The following is a 17,527-nucleotide window of genomic DNA, read 5'->3' on the forward strand; positions in this document are numbered from 1 at the left end:
TCCTTGCTTAACTTATTTTTATTGTTCACTAACATGAACTTTTACTGTTGCTGTTACTTGCGGATGCAATTTCACAGTAACGTTTGTATAGCCTAATGCACGAATTGCATCATCCATTTCAAATTTACGTTTATCAAGTTTAATTTTATGTGATTTTTGCATTGCATCTACAATTTGTTTACTTGTGATTGAACCAAATAGACGGCCACCTTCTCCAGATTTCGCCTTTACTTCTACAGTTAGTTTCTCTAACGTTTCTTTCAATTCTTTTGCATTTTCAACCTCTGCTGCTGCATCTTTTTCTTCTTTTCGCTTTTGAGCTTCTAAAGTTTTCATACTGCTATTTGTCGCTTCAGCAGCTAATCCTTGTTTTAGTAAGAAGTTATTTGCATAGCCATCTGGTACGTTTTTTATTTCCCCTTTTTTCCCTTTACCTTTTACGTCTTTTAGAAAAATTACTTTCATGATTGTGTGCCTCCCTGTAAATAGTCATCAATAACAAATCGAAGCTTCTCCTCAGCTTCATCTACTGTAACATTTTTCATTTGTGTGGCTGCATTCGTTAAATGCCCGCCACCACCTAAATTTTCCATAATTAGCTGCACGTTCACTTCACCTAAAGACCTGCCGCTAATTCCAATGAAATTCTCGCCACGTTTTGCAATAACAAATGATGCAATAATTCCTGTCATCGTTAATAATGTGTCCGCTGATTGCGCAATAAGCACTTGATCGTAGTAATCATCACTATCAACTTTCGCAATCGCAATTCCATTTGTATAAATGTACGCATTTTTAATAGCTTTTGCAACCCGCAAGTACTGATCCATATCTTCTTTTAAAAGCTCTTGTACAAGTACAGTATCTGCACCATGTGAGCGTAAATAAGAAGCAGCATCAAAAGTACGAGCACCTGTCCGGAATGTAAAGCTTTTCGTATCAACAATAATACCCGCTAACAATGCTGTTGCTTCTAACATTGTCATTTTTAAATTTTTTGGCTGGTATTCAAGTAATTCTGTAACAAGTTCCGCCGTAGAAGAAGCATATGGCTCCATGTAAACAAGCAATGGATCTTCAATAAAATCTTCTCCTCGGCGATGATGGTCAATAACAACTACATTTTCAATTTTGTGTAACAGCTTTTCTTCCATCACCATTGAAGGTTTATGCGTATCAACAACAACAAGTAAAGAATCATCATTTGCAAATTCCATCGCTTGTCCTGGTGTAATAAAGTGAGACCATAACTCTTCGTTTTGTTTCACTTTATCCATCAAACGCTTAATTCCCTTATCAGAATCATTTTCATCTAACACAATATATCCTTTGCGCTCATTTAATTGCGCTACCTTTAAAATACCAATCGCAGCACCAATTGCGTCCATATCAGGAGCCCTATGCCCCATTATAATGACGTTACTACTTTCTAACACTAAATCCTTTAATGCATGCGAAATAACTCTGGCACGTACACGAGTACGTTTTTCAACTGGATTTGTCTTACCACCATAAAACTTAACTTTACCTGTCGCTTGTTTAATAGCTACTTGATCTCCACCACGGCCAAGCGCAAGGTCTAAACCGGACTGAGCCATTGCTCCAAGCTCTGATAAAGGTAAATCACCTGATCCAACACCTACACTTAAGGTGAGTGGTATATTCCTTTTGGATGTTTCCTCACGCACCTGATCTAAAATACTAAATTTACCTTTCTCCATTTGTGCTAAAATACTCTCATTTAGTACAACGAAGAATCTTTCTGAAGATGCACGTTTTAAATATGCCCCATACTTAACGGCCCATTCATTTAATCGTGACGTTACAAGACTTGTTATATTCGTACGTAATTGATCATCTAGCCCTTGTGTAACTTCATCATAATTATCTAAATAAATGACAGCTAAAACAGTGCGTTGATCCTCGTACATTTTTTCAATCTCTGTTTGTTCCGTTACATCAAAGAAATAAATTAACTTTTCTTCTTTCCTTACAAAAACGCGAAACTTTCGGTTATTTAAAGAAACTATATCGTCGGAAGTTTCTCCCTTAATAAAAAGAAGTAACGTTTCTGATACATCATAAAGGTGCCATCCAGCTAATGCATGCTGTCCTAGACATGAAGATAAATAAGGATTCGCCCAATCAATCCCATAATCCTTATTGTATAACAAAATACCAATCGGCATTTGGTTAAATGCTTCATTACTCACTTTCTTTACTCTTGTAATCATATCTGTCGTATACTTTTCGAAATTCCTTTGAAAGGTCAGTTCAAAGCGTATAACAACAAAAAGTACAATGCAAAAAATAAAAAATGTGGATATCCCCATAATTAAATGAAAATAACAGAGGATCGCAATGAGCACAAACACGAAAAATGCCAATACATAAACAGGATATAAAAACCACTGTTTCTTATAAAATTCAGGCATGTATACAACTCCTATAAAGTAAAACTAACTCTCCTTCCAGTTAGTTAAACAGATTAAAATAGTATAAGGAATATTACTTTATCCTCCTATTTTAGAACGCAATGAAATCCCTAAATCAATTATACCTAAGATTGTCACAAGAGGAAACAGCATCGGAATAAACATGCAGACAATAAAACTAATAATAGGAACCCCTTTCGTAAAACCTTTGCTATGCGCTATAAAAGCGATAAATGTCAGACCTTGCAGTACTAGTAGTAAAGCAAATATGACATATAGGTTAGAAAATACCATATGTAAATATGATGTCGGTTCTACTTTTATAAAAGTTGATAGCAAAATAAATATAACGTAATACCAAACAATACTCTTTGGTAATTGTATATCTTTAAATTTAGGCCAAGGTATAACATCATGCTTTAGTTTTCTCAAAACACTACCTGATATCATAACTGTAATCCAAGAAAAACATACCGAGAGCATTACAAGCAAACTTGGGAATAACGTTTGTAACACATCATTAAATTGTGCAAATAATTCTTTTTGCTCTTTACTAATAGGCATACCAGCAGCAGTGACTATCTTTTCACTTTGCGCCATACTTTCAGTAAGCATATTTTGCATTTGCTTCATTAAATCTATGTTAAAAAACTTTATACTTGCAACATAAATGAGCATAATACCAATTAAGTACGCAAGTGTCCCCGCCATCAAAATTTCTACCGGTTTTTTTTGTTTTTTATACATATATCCTAAAACGATACCTATCAATCCAAACATAGTTGTCTTCACTAGGTTCATCGGTTGACTGACAATAACAGTAATAAAAAGCGCCGCCGTAAAAATTACAAAGGCGTTAGATAATCTATATCTTATCGTTAGCAATATAAACGGCAATGGCAATGCAAACGTTACAACTGTACCTAAAATTGGAACATACATAGATATAAGTAATAACATTGCATATATCGCTAACAGCGCTGCACCCTCAGTAATAAATTTCGTATTTTTCATCATCTAACCTCTCTTTCAAAAAAGAAAAGCATAGCAAAATGCACAGTAGAGTCCGACTCTACTGTGCATTTCATACGCTATTATTCACCAACATATGGTAAAAGTGCCATTTGACGAGCACGTTTAATTGCAACTGTAAGTTTGCGTTGGTATTTTGCGCTTGTTCCTGTTACACGACGAGGTAAAATTTTACCACGCTCAGAAACGAAACGTTTTAATAAATCAACATCTTTATAGTCAATGCGAGTGATGCCGTTAGATGTGAAGAAACACACCTTACGACGCTTCGCACGTCCACCTTTGCGTCCTGCCATGTCTATTCCCTCCATTCTTTGTTAAAACTAACTAATTTACTGTATTAGAACGGTAAATCGTCGTCGGAAATGTCGATCGGTTGACCTACATTTGAAAATGGATCGTCATTCTTCGTAAATCCAGAGTTACCTTGGTTACCTTGGTTACCTTGGTTGCCTGAATTACTAGATTGACCAAATGGGTTAGAGCTTTGGTTACCGAAACCAGCTCCTGATGGTTGCTGATTAAATGAACCACGTTGCTCCCCACCGCCATTACGCGGCTCTAAAAATTGTACGCTTTCCGCAAGAACTTCTGTTACATATACACGTTTACCATCTTGTCCATCGTAATTACGAGTTTGAAGACGTCCATCTACGCCTGCTAAGCTACCTTTTTTCAAATAATTTGCTACGTTTTCTGCTTGTTTACGCCATATTACACAATTAATAAAGTCAGCTTCACGCTCACCTTGTTGATTCGCAAATGCGCGATTCACAGCTAACGTAAAAGTAGCTACTGCAACACCATTGGGCGTGTAACGTAAGTCAGGGTCCTTAGTTAAACGACCAACGAGGATAACACGATTCATCAATCGAACCACTCTCCCTTATATATCAATTATTTTTCTTCTTCTTTAACAACGATATGACGAAGGATGTCTTCGTTGATCTTAGCTAAACGGTCGAATTCGTTAATCGCTTCTGCGTTAGAGTTCACGTTTAAGATCATGTAGAAACCTTCACGTAAGTCGTTGATTTCGTAAGCTAAACGACGCTTACCCCACTCTTTCGTGTTAATGATTTCTGCACCATTGTTTGTTAAAACACCTGCGAAACGTTCAACTAAAGCTTTTTGAGCTTCTTCTTCAACGCCAGGACGAATGATGTACATAATTTCGTACTTTCTCATTACACTTTCACCTCCTTTTGGTCTAAACGGCCCATAATGGGCAAGGAGCAATTAATTTATAGTAATTACTCACGAGTTTAGATTATATCATAGTAAGTTAGATGAATCAACTCACCCATGCATAAAAAACTTGGCAAACACATAATATATTCGCCAAGCTCATATCTTTATTTTTCCTAGGAAATATTAAATTAAACGTTGAAGCGGAAGTGCATAACGTCTCCGTCTTTTACGATATACTCTTTTCCTTCTAAACGAACTTTACCAGCTTCTTTTGCAGCTGTCATAGAACCGTTTGTCATTAAGTCTTCGTAAGAAACTGTTTCTGCACGAATAAATCCACGCTCAAAGTCTGTATGAATTACGCCCGCACATTGTGGTGCTTTCATACCTTGTTTAAACGTCCATGCACGTACTTCTTGCACACCTGCTGTGAAGTAAGTAGCAAGTCCTAATAAATCATATGCAGCACGAATTAATTGATCTAAACCAGATTCTTCAATGCCTAGTTCTTCAAGGAATACTTTTTTCTCTTCCTCGTCTAGCTCAGCGATTTCTTCTTCGATTTTTGCACATACAACGATTACTTGAGAATTTTCATTTGCAGCAAATTCTTTTACCATTTGTACGTATTTGTTTTCAGAAGGATCGATAATATCGTCCTCACTTACGTTTGCTACGTACAACATTTCTTTCGTTGTAAGTAAATGAAGACCTTTGACAATCTTCATTTGCTCTTCTGTAAATTCAACAGTACGAGCTGGTTTTCCCTCTTCAAAAGCTTCTTTTAAGCGAACTAAAATTTCATGCTCATATACTGCTTCTTTATCTTTTTGTCTTGCTAATTTCGCAACACGTTCGATACGTTTATCAACAGATTCTAAATCCGCTAAGATTAGCTCTAAGTTGATTGTTTCAATATCATCGATTGGATCTACTTTCCCTGAAACGTGTGTAATATTTTCGTCTTCAAAACAACGAACAACTTGGCAAATTGCATCTACTTGGCGAATGTGAGATAAGAATTTATTACCTAAACCTTCACCTTTACTAGCACCTTTTACGATACCTGCAATATCAGTAAACTCAAATACAGTCGGAACAGTTTTTTTCGGTTCTACTAATTCCGTTAATTTATTTAAACGCTCATCTGGTACTTCTACAATTCCTACGTTTGGATCAATTGTACAGAATGGATAGTTTGCAGATTCTGCTCCTGCTTGTGTAATTGCATTAAATAAAGTGGACTTCCCTACGTTAGGTAATCCAACAATCCCAGCCGTTAATCCCATATTTTTCACTCCTATGTCTTAATCTTTCATCATTATAGATAGTAACGAAAAAAATGACAAGTTTCCTCCAAACGAAAAAAAGTAACAGCTACCCACTGCAACTGTTACTTTCTCTCTATTCTTCGTGCTTCACAAGTATTTTTTTCACCTTACGATCAAACTCTCTTCGAGGAATCATTACTGAATGGTCACATCCCTCGCACTTAATGCGGATATCCATTCCCATACGAATAATCTTCCAGCGATTCTCACCACATGGGTGGGCTTTCTTCATTTCCACAACATCGTACAAGTTATACTGCTTTTGCTCCATTCTCCAAACCCCTCTCCATACTAAAGTGCTTTTCCACTCACCAATTCTTCACGATTATATAAAACCATACGTGGATATGGAATTTCAATACCATGTAAATCTAGACGATTTTTAATTTCTTTACGAAGTGCTCTTGCAATAACTGCATGTTGCATCGGTTCTACCTCAGCAATAACACGTAATACAACTTCCGATGCAGCTAATGTTTGCACACCTAATAGTTGAGGCGTCGTTATCATTTTCTCGTATTTTTCAGGTAATTCTACTAATAAATCTTCAATAACTTGCTCTGCTTTTGCTATGTCACCTTCATACGAAATAGATACATCAACAAATGCTACACTATTACTAACTGAATAGTTCGTAACTTGAATGATACTTCCGTTTGGTAAAGTATGAATTTCGCCTGTCCAGCTCTTTACTTTTGTTGTACGAAGTCCAATTTCTAGAACGACACCTTCAAACTGACCAATTTTTACATAGTCACCTACTGAAAATTGATCTTCTAGCAAAATAAATAACCCCGTAATAACATCTTTCACTAAACTTTGAGCACCAAATCCGACTGCTAAACCAATTACCCCCGCACCCGCTAATAAACCAGATGCATTAATATTAAACACACCCAAAATCGCAATTAACATAATGAACATAACAACGTATGCCACAATATTTTCAAGTAACTTCGCTACTGTAACTGTACGACGTTCTGAAATTTGAATTGGCGAACGGCTTCCCATACGAAACGCATTTCGTACAATTGCACGCGCAACTCGCACAATAATTGCACCAAGTATTAAAATAACGACTATTTTTAGTGATTTCACACCTATATTCGTCCAATCAATGGACTCAAACCATTTCAACGCTAAATCCATGTACCTCTACCTCTCCAGCTAAAATTCCTTTTTAATTATCCTTCTCATTGTATCAGAAGTCACCCTGATTTCCGCAAAGTTTTTATGACTTTAATTGTATTTGTTAACTTCTGTGCAGGTATAAAATGGAACGAATATATATATACTAGTACTATTATTTCCGTTTTCACTCAAGTTTTACAGGAAATACGCACTTATAGTTTTCCATTTTACTCACCATATAACATATTTTGAAAATTTATTAAAAGGATGGATGCTTCATGAATATTGGAAGTTTTCGCTTACCCTTTTTCGAAAAAGAAACTCAAAATGTTATGCACCAAGACGTAGAAGCCTCCGAGACAATTAGTAACTTCTTACTTTCCCATATCCCTATTAAAACAACTATACCGATTATTCTCGTTTGTATCGGAACAGATCGTTCTACAGGCGATGCACTCGGTCCGTTAGTCGGTACGAAACTAGAACAAGTAGGAATTACAAACTTCCAAGTGTTCGGCACACTAGATGAGCCAGTGCATGCGCTAAATTTAGAAGAAAGAATTCAGAATATACAGAAAGATAATCCTACTTCATTTATAATTGCGGTTGATGCCTGTTTAGGAAAGTCTCAAAGTATCGGTTCCATCACTACCGGAATGGGGCCTAGTAAACCTGGAGCTGCTATGAATAAAAAATTACCTGCAGTTGGTGATTTACATATTCATGGCATCGTAAATCTAAATGGTTTTATGGAGTTTTTCGTCCTGCAAAATACAAGATTAAGTTTAGTCATGAAAATGGCTGATGTAATTGCACAAAGTATAAAAGAAACAGACCAAAAATTATCTGTATTAAAAAAAGCAAACCATCTATAAATAATAAGATGGTTTGCTTTTTAGTTTTTCTGCGCTAATAATTCTAAAATACGATTTAAATCTTCTTTATTGAAAAATTCAATTTCGATTTTACCTTTTTCTCTTTTTGTTTCTTTAATTTTCACATCTGTGCCAAACTTTTCTCTTAAGAACGTTTCGCGTTCTACAAAAAATATGTTTCTCTCTTTTTTCACTTGTTTTGTTTCACGTGAAACGCGTTGATTAATCTCCTGAACAATTTTCTCTAATTGACGAACATTTAATCCTTCTTTTTCGATTCGTTTCAATAAAGATTTCAATTGTTCTTCATCTTTTATCGTAAGCAAAGTTCTCCCATGAGCCATTGAAAGTTGCCCATTTGCAATCATATCTTGCACAAATGGAGGGAGGCTTAATAAACGCGTATAATTTGCAATGTAAGGTCTGCTCTTACCAAGACGTTTTGCTAATTGTTCTTGCGTTACATTTAGCTCATTCATTAACATTTGATATGCCATTGCTTCTTCCATTGGGTTTAAATCTTCTCGTTGTAAGTTTTCAAGCAATGCAAACTCCATCATTTGCTGCTCATTTAATTGTCTTACAACGGCAGGTACCTTCTCGAGCCCCGCCTCTTTGGCAGCACGATATCTTCTTTCACCTGCAACAATTTCATATCCTTTAATACTCTTCCTAGCAATTAACGGTTGCAATATGCCATGCTCTTTAATAGAAGCCGATAATTCTTGAATTGCCTCTTTATTAAAGTGTTTACGTGGTTGATATGGATTCGGTCTTAATTCAGTTATCATAATCTCCTGAATTGCCTCTTCTTCTTTCACATCTAAATCAGGAAAAAACACATTAATTCCTCTTCCTAATCCTTTAGCCACCTGCAATCACTTCCTCTGCTAAATCTATATATACTTCTGCCCCTCTTGATTTAGCGTCATACTGCATAATTGGTTTCCCATGACTTGGCGCTTCACTTAAACGAACATTACGAGGAATAATCGAACGGTATACTTTATCCCTAAAGTATTTTTTCACTTCATCTATAACCTGAATCCCTAAATTTGTACGGGCATCCAACATCGTTAGCAATACACCTTGAATTGCTAGATTTTTATTTAAGTGCTTTTGCACAAGTCGAACTGTATTTAATAGCTGACTTAATCCTTCTAGTGCGTAATATTCGCATTGAACAGGAATAATAACAGAATCTGCTGCGGTTAATGCATTAATCGTTAATAACCCTAAGGACGGGGGACAGTCGATAATAATATAGTCATATTCATCACGAACTGGCTGTAATGCCCTTTGCAAACGTACTTCCCGGGAAATAGTCGGTACCAATTCAATTTCAGCACCTGCCAATTGAATTGTAGCGGGTAGAACATCTAAGTTTTCAGTTGCGGTTTTCCGTATAACCCCTTGAACATCTGCATCTTCCACAAGAACGTTGTAAATACATTGATCTAATTCGGATTTTTCAATTCCCACACCAGTCGTTGCATTTCCTTGAGCATCAATATCTACAAGAAGGACCTTTTTACCTACTTGTGCCAATCCAGCCCCTAAATTAACAGATGTTGTTGTTTTTCCAACGCCACCTTTTTGATTGGCAATAGCAATGATTTTTCCCATGATGTCACCTACTTTCAACCTTTCTATCTTATTCTAGTAACAATTACGTTTATTGTAACATGAAATAAAAGTTTTTCTTTTACGTCCTTATTAAACTTCAAAATTTATTTCTAAACTCCTTCTTCATCTAACAAGAAAATATAGTAAAAGAGACCTATCCAAATAGGATAAGGTCTCTAACACGCCATTATTATTTTTTCTTCGGAATTTTTATCGTAATTTGATAGTACTCATCAAATTCTTCTTCCTCAGAGTTAACATTTAAACCACTATCAGCAACCATTTGTAAGGACTGCCTAATTGTATTCATGGCAATTCTCGTATCTCTACTTACTGCTTTTTGCTTTGCCTTACGCTTCGGTTTTGCTTCCTCTAGTAATTTCGCAATTCGTTCCTCTGTTTGCTTTACATTCAGTTGCTTCTCCACAATCTCTTGTAAAACCTTCAGTTGTAATTCCTCATTTTTCAAAGGAATAAGGGCACGAGCATGCCGTTCTGTAATACTTTTTTCTAATAATGCACGTTTTATTTCTTCAGGCAACTTTAACAATCGCAACTTATTTGCGATTGTAGATTGTCCTTTTCCAAGTCGTTGTGCCAATGCTTCTTGTGTTAAATTATGTAACTCAATTAGCTTTTGATATGCCACAGCTTCCTCGATTGCTGTTAGTTCCTCACGTTGCAAGTTTTCAATTAAAGCTACAGAAGCTGTCTCTGTATCATTTAAGTTCTTTATAATTGCAGGAACCTTTTCCCACCCTAACTTTGTCGCCGCACGGAAGCGCCTTTCTCCAGCGATAATCTCGTACTTATCATCCTCATATTGCCTCACAACAATTGGCTGAATCAGTCCGTGTGTACGAATCGTTAATGCTAGCTCTTCAATACGCGCATCATCAAAAACTGTTCGTGGTTGATAACGGTTAGGGGTAATATTTACTATCGGAATTTCTTGTATTTCTTCATATACCTTTTTATCTATTTCTTCATGGCTTTCGTCTTGTAATTCGAATTCGCTCTCTTTATCTCCAAAGCCAAATAAACGAGAAAACGTATTTTTCATACATATTCCACCACCTTTTAGGCCTATTGACTATTCTCCATAAAATGTTTCCTATGAAACATTTACGTTTTCATTTATATAATTTAATCTTACGTCTAATAAGATTTATTTTTCAATAGGTAATTTATTGGGTGTTCCCGGTTTGCGTGGATATTTCTTTGGTGTCTTGCGCTTTTTCTCGATTAATAAAATATTACGTTCGCTTTCTTCAAACGGTAATTGGAACGTAGACATTTCTTTTAAATTCCCGCCTAGCACCTCTAAAGCATACTTGCCATTTTCAATTTCTTCATTTGCTGCGGCACCTTTCATTGCAATGAATGTTCCCCCAACTTTTACAAGTGGTAAACATAGCTCACTCAATACCGAAAGACGGGCAACTGCACGTGCCATTACAATATCGTATGATTCACGTACACCTTCTTTTTTCCCAAATGTTTCAGCACGATCATGACAAAAGGCAACATCACTTAACTCTAATTTTTGCGCTAAGTGATTTAAGAAATTAATACGTTTTTGTAATGAATCTACAATTGTTACTTTTAAATGTGGGAAACAGATTTTCAGCGGAATACTTGGGAATCCAGCTCCTGCGCCAACATCACAAATAGAGAATGGTTTCGAAAAATCATAATAAAAAGCAGCTGTAATAGAATCAAAAAAGTGTTTTAAATATACTTCTTCCTTCTCCGTAATAGCTGTTAAATTCATTTTTTCATTCCACTCTACTAACGTTTCAAAGTAGATTTTGAACTGCTCTAATTGTCTAGAAGAGAGGGTGATACCCTTCTCTTCTAGCATAGATTGAAATTGTTCTATGTTCATCTAGCAATATCTCCTTACTATTTATTGGTTCGATACTCGTGCAATTTTTCCTTGTTCAATATACACAAGCAAAATGGAAACATCAGCTGGATTTACGCCAGAAATACGTGAAGCCTGCCCCATTGAAAGTGGACGAACATCTTTCAATTTCTGTCTCGCTTCTGAGGCAAGACTAGAAATCGCATCATAATCAATATCCACAGGGATTTTTTTATTTTCCATTTTCTTCATACGCTCTACTTGCTGTAAAGATTTTTCGATATATCCTTCGTACTTAATCTGAATTTCAACTTGTTCTGTAATTTCATCACTTAATTCTACTTCACTTGGTACTAAAAGATGAATATGCTCATACGTCATCTCTGGACGGCGTAATAAGTCACTTGCACGTATTCCATCTTTCAATTCACTTCCACCAATACTACGAATTAATTCTTGAACTTCAGGACGTGGTTTAATAATAATGCTACCTAAACGTTCCTTTTCCTGTTCAATTTTTAATTTTTTATTTGTAAATCGCTCATAGCGCTCTTCTTTAATTAATCCAATTTCACGACCAACCTCAGTTAAACGAAGATCAGCATTATCATGGCGTAATAATAGGCGATATTCTGCACGAGACGTTAATAAACGATATGGTTCATTTGTACCTTTCGTTACAAGATCATCAATTAAGACACCAATATAAGCATCCGCGCGACCTAAAATAACTTCTTTTTTACCTAAAGAACGACATGCCGCATTAATCCCAGCCATAAGCCCTTGTCCTGCCGCCTCTTCGTAACCAGAAGTTCCGTTAATTTGTCCTGCTGTATATAAATTTTTAATTTTTTTCGTTTCAAGTGTTGGCCATAGTTGTGTTGGCACAATTGCATCATATTCAATTGCATAACCTGTACGCATCATTTCAACATTTTCTAAGCCAGGTATTGTTCTAAGCATATCACGTTGCACATCTTCTGGTAAGCTTGTGGATAAGCCTTGCACATACACTTCTTGTGTATTACGTCCTTCTGGCTCTAAGAAAATTTGATGACGTGGTTTATCATTAAACCTTACTACCTTGTCTTCAATTGAAGGACAATATCTAGGTCCTGTTCCCTTAATCATACCAGAATACATAGCTGAGCGATGTAGGTTTTCATCTATTAAACGATGTGTTTCCGTACTTGTATATGTCAACCAACATGGAATTTGATCCATAATAAATTTTGTCGTTTCAAAAGAGAAAGCTCGTGGTTTGTCATCACCTGGTTGAATTTCTGTTTTACTGTAATCAATCGTATTACTATTTACACGCGGAGGTGTACCTGTTTTAAATCTAACAAGATCAAATCCAAGCTCCTCTAAATGTTCGGATAAAGTAATAGATGGTTGTTGATTATTCGGACCGCTCGAATATTTTAAATCTCCCATAATAATCTCACCGCGTAAAAATGTTCCAGTCGTAATTACAACTGTTTTTGCTGTATATTCAGCACCAGCTTGCGTAATTACCCCTTTACATTCGCCATCTTCAACGATTAGACGCTCAACCATTCCTTGGAATAACGTTAAGTTTGGTGTTTCTTCAATTGTTTTTTTTAATTCATGCTGGTAAGAGAACTTATCTGCTTGTGCTCGAAGTGCGCGTACAGCTGGTCCTTTACCTGTATTTAACATACGCATTTGAATATACGTTTTATCAATGTTGCGTCCCATTTCTCCGCCTAATGCATCAATTTCACGAACAACAATCCCTTTTGCTGGTCCACCAACAGAAGGGTTACATGGCATAAACGCTACCATATCTAAATTAATTGTTAACATTAATGTGTTGGAGCCCATTCGTGCTGCCGCAAGACCAGCTTCACATCCTGCATGACCTGCACCGATCACTATGACATCGTATGAACCGGCATTGTATCCCATTGTTTATTCCTCCTAATAATCTCTATCTTTCTAAAACATCACTATATTATTTTCCTAAACAAAATTGAGAGAACAACTGGTCAATTAGGCTTTCATGGACAGTATCACCAGTAATTTCACCAAGTATTTCCCACGTTCTTGTTAAATCAATTTGCACCATATCAATTGGAACACCACTTTCTATCGCCTCGATTGCATCTCCAATTGTTTTTCCTGCTTGTGTTAATAATCCAATATGTCTCGCGTTAGAAACATATGTCACATCTGCAGAATCAATCGTTCCTTCAAAGAATAAATCAGCTATTGCCTTTTCAAGCTCATCTATTCCTTGTTCCTCAATTAACGACGTTGTAATAACACGATTTCCCGCTGCCAATTCTATAACACGTTCCATATCGATTGTTTGCGATAAATCTGTCTTATTTACAATAACAATGAAATCTTTTCCTTGTACCGCACGGAATAGATCTTCATCCTCATGCGTTAAAGCCTCGCTATAATTAACGACAACTAACACTAAATCAGCTTGGCTCATCATTTCTTTTGAACGCTCTACACCAATTCGTTCAACAACATCTTCTGTTTCACGAATACCGGCTGTATCTATAAGCTTAAGTGGTACACCACGCACATTAACGTACTCTTCAATAACATCACGAGTTGTTCCTGCAATATCAGTTACAATTGCCTTTTTCTCCTGAACGAGACTATTTAATAGCGATGATTTCCCAACGTTAGGTCTACCGATAATTGCAGTAGCAATACCTTCACGTAAAATCTTTCCTTGCTTCGATGTTTCTAATATTTTTGCAATTTCCGCACGAACATGTGTCGCTTTCTCAATTAAGATATTATGTGTCATTTCTTCCACATCATCATATTCCGGGTAATCTATGTTTACCTCAACATGAGCCAACGTTTCTAATATCTCCTGACGCAGACGGCCGATTAATTTAGATAATCGTCCTTCCATTTGGTTAATTGCTACGTTCATTGCACGATCTGTTTTTGCACGGATTAGGTCCATAACAGCTTCTGCTTGTGATAAATCAATACGGCCATTTAAAAAAGCACGTTTTGTAAATTCACCAGGCTCCGCTAATCGTACTCCTTGCGCTAAAATAAGCTGCAACACTTTATTTACCGAAACAAGTCCACCGTGGCAGTTAATTTCCACTATATTTTCACGTGTAAAAGTCCTTGGTGCACGCAGAATAGATACCATCACTTCTTCAATAACTTGATTTGTATCTAAATCGACAATATGACCATAATGAATTGTGTGAGAAGGAACCTCTGTTAAATCCTTCCCTTTAAAAATACGATTAACTTTTTCAACCGCATCATCCCCACTTACTCGAACAATGGCAATTGCACCTTCTCCAAGTGCTGTGGAAATCGCGGCAATTGTATCAAATTCCATGTCCTTTCACCTCACTTGCTTATTTATCTCTATTTCAACATGATTATTTTCTTCACTAAATTATTAGAATACCATAACGAACCTATCTACAAAAGAAGAATAACTCATTTTATTATGTCCTCATGTAAAAAACACTAAACTTATTCACAGTGGATAAGTTTAGTGTTTTTCAGTTATCCACACCTGTTTTCCCCTCAAAAAAACCGGCACTCAATTGAGTAACCGGTCACTTGGAAGATATTACAACATGTCGATGTGGTTCTTTTCCTTCAGAAGTTGTAATGATATTTTGATGATTAGATAATGCTTGGTGGATAATCTTTCGTTCAAAAGATGGCATAGGCTCTAACACAACTCTTTTTTTCGTACTTACCACTTGTTTTGCTAATCGATAAGAAAGTGCTTCTAATGTACCTTTTCTTTTACTACGATAATTTTCAGCATCTAGTGTGATACCAATATACTGCTTCGTATTACGATTTGCCACAAGTTTTGTTAAATACTGTAAAGAATTCAAGGTGTTCCCTCTTTTCCCAATCAAAACACCTATGTTTTCGCCAGAAATTGTAAATTCAACTTCGCGTCCTTTTACAATTTTACTAATCTCAGCTTCCACACCCATATCGTGAATAACATTTTTTAAATATTCTTCACATTCTTGAATCGGATCTTTCTTCAATACAACTTCTACTACTGCAGGTCGATTCCCAAATAAACCTAGGAACCCTCTTTTACCCTCATCGATAATATTTATATCTACTCGGTCTTTCGGAACATTTAGTTGCCTTAAAGCATCTTGTACTGCCAGATCGACTGTTTGTCCTTTAGCAGTAATTACACTCACTTGCTTGATCCTCCTGCCTTACTAGCCTTAATTTCTGGCCCCTTGATCAAGTACATTTGAGCGATACCAAAGATATTACCAACAACCCAGTAAAGTGATAATGCAGCTGGGAAGTTAATTGCAAAGACTAAAATCATAATTGGCATAAGCCAAATCATCATTGCCATTTGCGGGTTTTGACCAGCTGTTCCTGCCATTGCAAGCTTTTGCTGAATAAATGTCGTAATTGCCGCGACAACCGGTAAGATATAGTACGGATCTGCCTGCCCTAAGTCGAACCATAAAAATGTATGCTTACTAATTTCTGCTGTTCTCATAATCGCATGGTAAAACGCGAATAAAATAGGCATCTGAACAAATATCGGTAAACATCCTGCTAATGGGTTTACACCATTTTTTTGATATAACTGCATCATTTCTTGTTGTAGTTTTTGCTGTGTTGCTTGATCTTTAGAACTATATTTCTCTTTTAACTTCACCATTTCTGGTTGTAACGCCTGCATTGCTTTCGTACTCTTCGTTTGTTTAATCATTAATGGTAATAATGCAAAACGAATGATAAGAGTTGTAACAACGATTGCTAAACCGTAATTACTACCAAATAAGTTGGCAAAATACGTAATTAACTGAGAAAGCGGATATACGAAATATTCATTCCAAATTCCAGTACTTTTCGGTGTAATCGGCTGATTCACTTCACTACAGCCAGTAGCAATTGCCATTAATGCAATAACCATGGCTAGTAAACCTATTTTCTTTTTCAAAGCCTGCTCCTCCTTGTATCGGTATGTATATAGTGTAATTCATTTCCTTACGCTACTTTTTTATTCTTTTCATACCAGAGCGTTTAAAGACATGAATTAAGCTTTTCTTTAATTCTTCATATGTCATCTCTGCACAAGGCTTCCTTGCTATTATAACAAAATCTTTTCCAGAATCTATCTCATCTTTTAATTCTGTGATCGACTGGCGAATCATACGTTTAATTCGGTTACGCACTACTGCATTTCCTATTTTCTTGCTGACAGAAAGACCAATACGAAAGTTTGGCTGCTCTGCCTTATCTAGTTGATAGACAACAAGCTGACGATTCGCATTTGATTTTCCTTTTTGAAAAACCGTCTGGAATTCATCATTCTTTTTTATACGATGTGTTTTCTTCATATCAATTGACACTCCTGTAGTTCATCAGTGGAAATTCACTATTATTAGAAAAAAAGACCACTGAACGATCAGTGGTCTACGCAGATAATACTTTTCTTCCTTTACGACGACGAGCTGCTAGCACTTTACGTCCGTTCGCTGTGCTCATACGGCTGCGGAAACCATGTACTTTGCTGCGCTTACGTTTATTTGGTTGGTAAGTTCTTTTCATTATATGACACCTCCCTGAGGAATATCTGTTAAAGACAGTCCTATAAATTATAGTTAATCAACTAGGAAAATGTCAATGGTTCTCGAAATTTTCATCAAATATTCATTTTGAACCTATTCACATACTTTTTCACAGACCCTATATTTCCTTGTGGATAAATGTTTTTTCTTTTTTTTTATATCCACAAACTCTTTTCGTACTTTTACACAGTATATCGTGTTGTGGACAAGTTTATTCCACAAGGTATTGATTTTGTGGATAACTTTCTTAAATTCATTGCTATAGCTACTTTTTTTTGATATTATAGTTGTGTTTTCACTTTGAATAAGTTTTCCACATCTTTATCTTATCCACAATTTGTGTATAACATGTGGACAGTTTTAATCACATGTGGGTAAATGATTATCCACATTTGCTTTTTTTGTCGAAAACCCTATCTCATATACAAACGACGTTTTTAGGTTT

20 protein-coding genes are annotated in these 17,527 nt (G+C 36.1%); 1 reads left to right on the forward strand and 19 read right to left on the reverse strand.

Going from position 1 to position 17,527, the window contains the following annotated elements; all coding sequences use genetic code 11:
• Positions 1 to 18 precede the first annotated feature (18 nt).
• The 9 genes from rplI to KZZ19_RS26865 form a co-directional block, all read right to left on the reverse strand.
• Positions 19 to 465 carry a 50S ribosomal protein L9 gene (rplI, locus tag KZZ19_RS26825; RefSeq protein ID WP_000864225.1) on the reverse strand — a complete coding sequence of 149 codons (447 nt, stop codon included), beginning with the start codon at positions 463 to 465 and terminating at the stop codon, positions 19 to 21.
• Positions 462 to 2,435, reverse strand: a complete 1,974-nt coding sequence (locus KZZ19_RS26830; RefSeq protein ID WP_001113891.1) for a DHH family phosphoesterase — start codon at positions 2,433 to 2,435, stop codon at positions 462 to 464. Before KZZ19_RS26830 ends, rplI begins: the two co-directional genes overlap by 4 nt.
• 78 nt (positions 2,436 to 2,513) lie before the next feature.
• The gene (locus KZZ19_RS26835; protein ID WP_237982528.1) at positions 2,514 to 3,449 is read right to left on the reverse strand and encodes a YybS family protein; all 936 of its coding nucleotides are present in this window, start codon (positions 3,447 to 3,449) and stop codon (positions 2,514 to 2,516) included.
• Between the two features lie 80 nt (positions 3,450 to 3,529).
• A complete protein-coding gene (gene rpsR, locus KZZ19_RS26840) occupies positions 3,530 to 3,763 on the reverse strand; it encodes a 30S ribosomal protein S18 (RefSeq protein ID WP_000918874.1) in 234 nt (77 codons plus the stop codon).
• A 44-nt stretch (positions 3,764 to 3,807) separates the two neighbouring features.
• Entirely contained in the window at positions 3,808 to 4,338 is a 531-nt protein-coding gene (gene ssb / locus KZZ19_RS26845; protein ID WP_002108911.1) for a single-stranded DNA-binding protein, read from the reverse strand.
• A 26-nt stretch (positions 4,339 to 4,364) separates the two neighbouring features.
• On the reverse strand, positions 4,365 to 4,655 hold the full coding sequence (gene rpsF, locus KZZ19_RS26850; protein WP_001233781.1) for a 30S ribosomal protein S6: 291 nt from the start codon (positions 4,653 to 4,655) through the stop codon (positions 4,365 to 4,367).
• A gap of 191 nt (positions 4,656 to 4,846) precedes the next feature.
• The gene (gene ychF, locus KZZ19_RS26855) at positions 4,847 to 5,947 is read right to left on the reverse strand and encodes a redox-regulated ATPase YchF (protein WP_000524656.1); all 1,101 of its coding nucleotides are present in this window, start codon (positions 5,945 to 5,947) and stop codon (positions 4,847 to 4,849) included.
• A gap of 115 nt (positions 5,948 to 6,062) precedes the next feature.
• Positions 6,063 to 6,260 carry a DUF951 domain-containing protein gene (locus KZZ19_RS26860; protein WP_000436051.1) on the reverse strand — a complete coding sequence of 66 codons (198 nt, stop codon included), beginning with the start codon at positions 6,258 to 6,260 and terminating at the stop codon, positions 6,063 to 6,065.
• Positions 6,261 to 6,280: 20 nt separating this feature from the next.
• Positions 6,281 to 7,138: a mechanosensitive ion channel family protein gene (locus tag KZZ19_RS26865; protein ID WP_088098605.1), complete on the reverse strand. Its 858-nt coding sequence runs from the start codon at positions 7,136 to 7,138 to the stop codon at positions 6,281 to 6,283.
• 260 nt (positions 7,139 to 7,398) lie between these two features.
• On the opposite strand from KZZ19_RS26865, the gene yyaC reads away from it, so the two are divergent.
• Positions 7,399 to 7,995 carry a spore protease YyaC gene (gene yyaC, locus KZZ19_RS26870; RefSeq protein ID WP_088098606.1) on the forward strand — a complete coding sequence of 199 codons (597 nt, stop codon included), beginning with the start codon at positions 7,399 to 7,401 and terminating at the stop codon, positions 7,993 to 7,995.
• Between the two features lie 20 nt (positions 7,996 to 8,015).
• Here the strand turns inward: yyaC and spo0J are convergent, their stop codons facing one another.
• The 10 genes from spo0J to rpmH all read right to left on the reverse strand — a co-directional run bounded on the left by spo0J (position 8,016) and on the right by rpmH (position 17,062).
• Positions 8,016 to 8,867 carry a stage 0 sporulation protein Spo0J gene (spo0J, locus tag KZZ19_RS26875; protein WP_088098607.1) on the reverse strand — a complete coding sequence of 284 codons (852 nt, stop codon included), beginning with the start codon at positions 8,865 to 8,867 and terminating at the stop codon, positions 8,016 to 8,018.
• Positions 8,860 to 9,621, reverse strand: coding sequence for a sporulation initiation inhibitor protein Soj (gene soj / locus KZZ19_RS26880; RefSeq protein WP_000516117.1), 762 nt, complete (start codon positions 9,619 to 9,621; stop codon positions 8,860 to 8,862). The genes spo0J and soj overlap by 8 nt, the downstream gene beginning before the upstream one ends.
• A 190-nt stretch (positions 9,622 to 9,811) precedes the next feature.
• Positions 9,812 to 10,684: a nucleoid occlusion protein gene (noc, locus tag KZZ19_RS26885; protein WP_076541195.1), complete on the reverse strand. Its 873-nt coding sequence runs from the start codon at positions 10,682 to 10,684 to the stop codon at positions 9,812 to 9,814.
• 105 nt (positions 10,685 to 10,789) lie between these two features.
• Positions 10,790 to 11,509 carry a 16S rRNA (guanine(527)-N(7))-methyltransferase RsmG gene (gene rsmG / locus KZZ19_RS26890; protein WP_001019629.1) on the reverse strand — a complete coding sequence of 240 codons (720 nt, stop codon included), beginning with the start codon at positions 11,507 to 11,509 and terminating at the stop codon, positions 10,790 to 10,792.
• Positions 11,510 to 11,530: 21 nt separating this feature from the next.
• Positions 11,531 to 13,420 (reverse strand): tRNA uridine-5-carboxymethylaminomethyl(34) synthesis enzyme MnmG, encoded by a 1,890-nt coding sequence (mnmG, locus tag KZZ19_RS26895; protein WP_088098609.1) that lies wholly within the window; start codon positions 13,418 to 13,420, stop codon positions 11,531 to 11,533.
• Between the two features lie 46 nt (positions 13,421 to 13,466).
• Positions 13,467 to 14,843: a tRNA uridine-5-carboxymethylaminomethyl(34) synthesis GTPase MnmE gene (gene mnmE / locus KZZ19_RS26900; RefSeq protein WP_237982529.1), complete on the reverse strand. Its 1,377-nt coding sequence runs from the start codon at positions 14,841 to 14,843 to the stop codon at positions 13,467 to 13,469.
• Positions 14,844 to 15,069: 226 nt separating this feature from the next.
• The gene (jag, locus tag KZZ19_RS26905; RefSeq protein ID WP_237982530.1) at positions 15,070 to 15,687 is read right to left on the reverse strand and encodes an RNA-binding cell elongation regulator Jag/EloR; all 618 of its coding nucleotides are present in this window, start codon (positions 15,685 to 15,687) and stop codon (positions 15,070 to 15,072) included.
• Positions 15,684 to 16,451 carry a YidC family membrane integrase SpoIIIJ gene (gene spoIIIJ / locus KZZ19_RS26910; RefSeq protein WP_000726760.1) on the reverse strand — a complete coding sequence of 256 codons (768 nt, stop codon included), beginning with the start codon at positions 16,449 to 16,451 and terminating at the stop codon, positions 15,684 to 15,686. The genes jag and spoIIIJ overlap by 4 nt, the downstream gene beginning before the upstream one ends.
• 52 nt (positions 16,452 to 16,503) lie before the next feature.
• A complete protein-coding gene (gene rnpA, locus KZZ19_RS26915; RefSeq protein WP_000750813.1) occupies positions 16,504 to 16,851 on the reverse strand; it encodes a ribonuclease P protein component in 348 nt (115 codons plus the stop codon).
• Between the two features lie 76 nt (positions 16,852 to 16,927).
• Complete coding sequence (gene rpmH, locus KZZ19_RS26920) at positions 16,928 to 17,062, reverse strand: 50S ribosomal protein L34 (protein ID WP_000831901.1); 135 nt, start codon at positions 17,060 to 17,062, stop codon at positions 16,928 to 16,930.
• Between the last annotated feature and the right edge of the window lie 465 nt (positions 17,063 to 17,527).

It is taken from the genome of Bacillus thuringiensis (genome assembly GCF_022095615.2).
In the GTDB taxonomy this organism is placed as follows: domain Bacteria; phylum Bacillota; class Bacilli; order Bacillales; family Bacillaceae_G; genus Bacillus_A; species Bacillus_A cereus_AG.